Raw genomic sequence first — 5,145 nt, 5'->3', positions numbered from 1 at the left:
TACGCGGCGGCCAACGCGTTCCTGGACGCGCTCGCGCAGCATCGGCGGGCGCGAGGGCTGGCCGCGACCTCGCTCGGCTGGGGCCTGTGGGCACAAGCGACGAGCCTCAGCGGGCACCTCAGCGAGGCGGACCAGAAGCGCATGGCGCGCGGCGGCATGATCGGGCTCTCCGTGGACGAGGGCATGGAGCTGTTCGACGACGCCCTCCAGGCGCCCGAGGCGGCGCTGGTGCCGTTCAAGCTGGACCTCGCCGGGCTCAAGGAGCAGGCGAGGACGGGCTCCGTGCCCGCGCTCCTCCGCGGGCTCGTCGCCGTGGGCAGGAGGTCCGCGCAGGGCGCCGGCGCCGGGGCGGACAGCCTGCTGAAGCGGCTGTCAGGGGCCGGCGAGAGCGAGCGGAAGCGGATCCTCCTTGAGACGGTGCAGCAGGAGGTGGCCACCATCCTGGGCTTCGCCTCCCAGGACCAGAGCGAACCCGAACGGGCCCTGAACGAGATCGGGTTCGACTCCCTCACCTCCGTCGAACTGCGCAACCGGCTCTCCGCCCTGACCGGACTGCGGCTCCCCGCCACGCTGATCTTCAACCACCCCACGCCCGTCGCCCTCATGGAGTACCTGAGCGAGGAGCTGGCCGGGGACACGGCGGACGCCGGCCTCGACGGACCGGAAGAGGAGGAGCTGCGCCGCGTGCTGTCCTCCGTCCCGCTCGACCGGTTCCGTGAGGCCGGGGTGCTCGACGTCCTGCTGTCCCTCGCCCGGTCGGAGGCGGCCGACGCGGCCGGAACCGGTCAGGGGACGAGCGTCGGCGAGCAGCTGGACCTCATCGACTCGATGAGCGTCGGCGACCTCGTACGCCGGGCCCTGGGCACCCCGCAGTCCTGATCGTGATCGACATCCGAAGGAAGAAAGAGGAAGCCATGGACGCTCAGAGCGGGCAGCTCGTCGACGCCCTGCGTGCGTCTCTGAAGGAGAACGCGCGCCTGAAGGAGCAGTACGACCGGGTGGTCGCCGCCCACTCCGAGCCGATCGCGATCGTGGGGATGGCCTGCCGTTTCCCGGGCGGGGTGACCTCGCCCGAGGAGCTGTGGGACCTGGTGGCCTCCGGCGGGGACGGGATCTCCGAGTTCCCGGTGAACCGCGGCTGGGACCTGGAGAACCTCTACCACCCCGACCCGGACCACTCCGGGACGACGTACGTCCGCGAGGGCGGGTTCCTGCACGACGCGGACGAGTTCGACGCCTCCTTCTTCGGCATCTCGCCGCGCGAGGCCCTGGCGATGGACCCGCAGCAGCGGCTGGTCCTCGAAACCTCCTGGGAGGTGCTGGAACGGGCCGGCATCGACCCGGCCACCCTGCGCGGCAAGCCGGTCGGCGTCTTCGCCGGCGACATGTACCACGACTACTCCGCCGGACACTCCGAGGGCATGGGCTCGGACCCCGACAGCGTCGAGGGCTATCTGATGACCGGCGGCGCGGCCAGTGTGCTGTCCGGCCGGGTCTCGTACTTCCTCGGACTCGAAGGCCCGGCGGTCACCGTCGACACGGCCTGCTCCTCCTCCCTCGTCACCCTGCACCTGGCCGCGCAGTCGCTGCGCTCCGGCGAGTCCTCGCTCGCGCTGGCCGGCGGCGTCACCGTGATGAGCGCCTCGGACGTGTTCGTGGACTTCTCGCGGCAGCGCGGCCTGTCCGTGGACGGCCGCTGCAAGCCGTTCGCGGCGGCCGCGGACGGTACGGGCTGGGCCGAGGGCGTCGGCATGCTGCTCCTGGAGCGACTGTCGGACGCGGTGCGCAACGGCCGACGGATCCTGGGGGTCGTACGCGGCTCCGCCGTGAACCAGGACGGCGCGTCCAACGGCCTCACCGCACCCAACGGCCCCTCCCAGCAGCGCGTCATCCGCAGGGCCCTCGCCAACGCCGGTCTCGGCGTGTCGGACGTCGACGTCGTGGAGGCGCACGGCACCGGGACGCCGCTGGGCGACCCGATCGAGGCCGAGGCGCTGCTCGCCACGTACGGGCAGGGACGGACGACCGACGAGCCCCTGTGGCTGGGCTCCATCAAGTCGAACATCGGGCACACGCAGGCCGCCGCCGGTGTCGCCGGTGTCATCAAGATGGTCATGGCGATGCGGCACGGCGTGCTGCCCCGCACCCTGCGCGTGGACGAGCCGAACCCCCAGGTGGACTGGACGGCCGGTGCCGTGGAACTCCTCACGGAGGCCCGCCCCTGGCCCGAACTGGAGCGCCCCCGCCGGGCGGGCGTCTCCTCCTTCGGCGTCAGCGGCACCAACGCCCACGTCATCCTGGAGCAGGCCCCGGAGACCGCACCCGGCGGCGAGAGCGCCACCCCCGGCGTGCTGGGCGGCGACGCCGTCCCGCTGGCGCTGTCGGCGCGCGGCAGGGCCGGACTCGCCGGCCAGGCCCGGAACCTGGCGTCGTTCCTCGCCGGCCGGCCGGACGTGACCGCCCTGGACGCGGCGCGTTCCCTGATCCGGACGCGCAGCCTGCTGCCCGAGCGGGCCGTCGTGGTCGCGGGCGACCGCGCCGAGGCCCTGGCGGGTCTGGAGGCGCTCGGCAAGGGCGAGTCCGCCCCCGGCGTCGTCACCGGTGTCGGCGGACCGGTCAACGCGCGCAAGGTGTTCGTCTTCCCCGGCCAGGGAGCTCAGTGGGCCGGGATGGGCGCCGATCTCCTCGACGCCTCGCCGGTGTTCACGGCCCGGATGGAGGAGTGCGCGAAGGCCCTGGACCCGCTGACCGGCTGGTCGCTGCTCGACGTCGTCCGGCAGGCCGAAGGCGCGCCCTCGCTGGACGCCGTCGAGGTCGTGCAGCCCGTCTCGTTCGCGGTGATGGTGTCGCTGGCGGCGCTCTGGCAGGCGTGCGGTGTCGTGCCCGACGCGGTGGTCGGCCATTCCCAGGGCGAGATCGCCGCCGCCTGCGTCGCGGGCGGCCTGACGTTGGAGGACGCGGCGACCGTCGTGGCCCTGCGGAGCCGGGCCATCGCGACCACCCTGTCCGGCCGCGGCGGCATGGCCTCGATCGCCGCGGACGCCGACCGGGTGGCGGAACTGATCGAGCAGTGGCCCGGCGAGATCGACATAGCGGCCGTCAACGGCCCCGCGTCGATCGTCGTCGCCGGCAGCCCGGAGTCCCTGCGCGAACTGGTCCTGCAGTGCGAGCAGTCGGGCGTACGCGTCCGCGAGATCCCCGTCGACTACGCCTCGCACTCGGCCCACGTCGAAGCGATCGAGAGCGAGCTGCACACGACCCTGGCGAACATCGCGCCCCGGTCGGGTGCCGTGCCCTTCTACTCCACGGTGACCGGCGAGCTCCTCGACACCGCCGCGCTCGACGCGGCCTACTGGTACCGGAATCTGCGCCGGACCGTCCGCTTCGACCAGGCCGTACGCGCCCTCGCGGCCGCCGGACACGGCGTGTTCGTGGAGGTCAGCTCCCATCCGGTGCTGGTCCCCGCGATCGAGCAGACCCTGGAGGACGGCGCCACCGCCGCCCCGAAGGCGGTGACCGGGACCCTGCGCCGGGACGAGAGCGGCCCGCGCCGCTTCCTGGAATCCCTGGCCGCCCTCCACACCCGCGGCACGGCCGTCGACTGGAACGCCGTCGTCGGTGAAGTCGCCACACCGCACGCCGAGTTGCCCACGTACGCCTTCCAGCGCCAGCGCTACTGGCTGGAGAACAAGGGAGGTTCGGGCGACCCCGCCGGACTGGGCCTGGCCGCCGCCGACCATCCGCTGCTCGGCGCGGTGGCCGAGGTGCCCGGCTGGGGCGGCCTGCTCTTCACCTCCCGGCTCTCGCTGCGCACGCACCCCTGGCTGGCCGATCACGCCGCGGCCGGCACCGTCGTGCTGCCCGGCACGGCGTTCGTCGAGCTCGCCGTACGGGCCGGCGACGAGGCCGGCTGCGGACTGCTGACCGAGCTCGTGATCGAGGCCCCGCTCGTCCTGCCCGAACAGGGCGGCGTACAGCTGCGGGTGGAGGTCGGCGAAGCCGAGGAGGCGGGTCTGCGGCCCGTCCGGATCCATGCCCGCGACGAAGGCGCCGGACCGGGAACGGCCTGGACCCGCCACGCCTCCGGGCGCCTCGCCCCCGACACCACGGCCCCCGACTTCGAACTGACCCAGTGGCCGCCCCAGGGCGCGGTCGCCGTGGACGACGTGACGACCACCGCGTACGACGGGCTCGCCGCCGCCGGATACGGCTACGGACCCGCCTTCCAAGGCCTGCGGGCCCTGTGGACGCGCGGGGAGGAGACCTTCGCCGAGGTCACCCTCCCCGACGACGCCGGCGCCGTCGACGGCTACGCCCTGCACCCCGCCCTGCTCGACGCCTGCCTCCACTCCGGCAGCGTGCGGGCCGGCCAGGACCGGCGGCTCGTGCTGCCCTTCGCCTGGACCGGCGTACGCGTCTACGCGGCCAGGGCCACCACCCTGCGCGTCCACGCCGTCCCGTCCGGACCCGACACGGTCACCCTGCGCCTGGCCGACGCCACCGGCGCCCCCGTCGCCCACGTCGAATCCCTCGTGGCCCGACCCCTCGCACCCGAGCTCCTCGACGCGGCCGCGTCCGCCGTCCGGGACCGGCTCTTCCACGTGGTGTGGGAACGACTCCCGCTGACGCCCACCGACGCGGCCCTGGACACGACACCGGTCGACACGGCCGAGGACGTGCGTGCCCTCGCCGGCACCGGTGCCGGCGTACTCCTCCTGGAAGCCGACGGCGAACGGTCCGACGCCGCGGGGACACGGAGGCTCACCACCCGGGTCCTGGAAGTGCTCCAGGCCTGGCTGGCCGAACCCGACCTCCAGGACACCCGCCTCGTCGCCCTGACGCACGGAGCCGTCGCGGCGGAGCACCCGGGCGGACCGGCCGACCTGGCCGGCGCGGCCGTCCTGGGTCTGCTGCGGTCCGCGCAGGCCGAGAACCCGGGCCGGATCGTCCTCGTCGACACCGACGGGACGCCCGAGTCGGCGGCTCTGCTCCCGGCGCTCCTCGCGGGTGACGAACCCCAGTTCGCCGTCCGCGACGGTGTCGCCTACGCCCGCCGGCTGGCCCGTACGGCATCGGCCGGGGCCCTGGCCCTGCCCGCCGACGAGTCGGCGTGGCGCCTGGCGGCGAGTCCGGACGGCACGTTGG

At 74.2% G+C, this 5,145-nt stretch carries 2 protein-coding genes; both read left to right on the top strand.

Annotated features, from left to right (window positions below; all coding sequences use genetic code 11):
* On the top strand, positions 1-879 hold an 879-nt coding region (locus tag ACFCY7_RS39705), incomplete at its 5' end, for a beta-ketoacyl reductase (protein WP_376490946.1).
* A gap of 35 nt (positions 880-914) precedes the next feature.
* The coding region (locus ACFCY7_RS39700) for a type I polyketide synthase (protein WP_376490945.1) at positions 915-5,145 on the top strand (4,231 nt) is incomplete at its 3' end.

The sequence above is a fragment of the Streptomyces sp. NPDC056361 genome, assembly GCF_042262805.1.
In the GTDB taxonomy this organism is placed as follows: domain Bacteria; phylum Actinomycetota; class Actinomycetes; order Streptomycetales; family Streptomycetaceae; genus Streptomyces.
The sequence above is the reverse complement of the archived record's forward strand: the minus strand, read 5'-3'. Positions and strand labels throughout refer to the sequence as shown.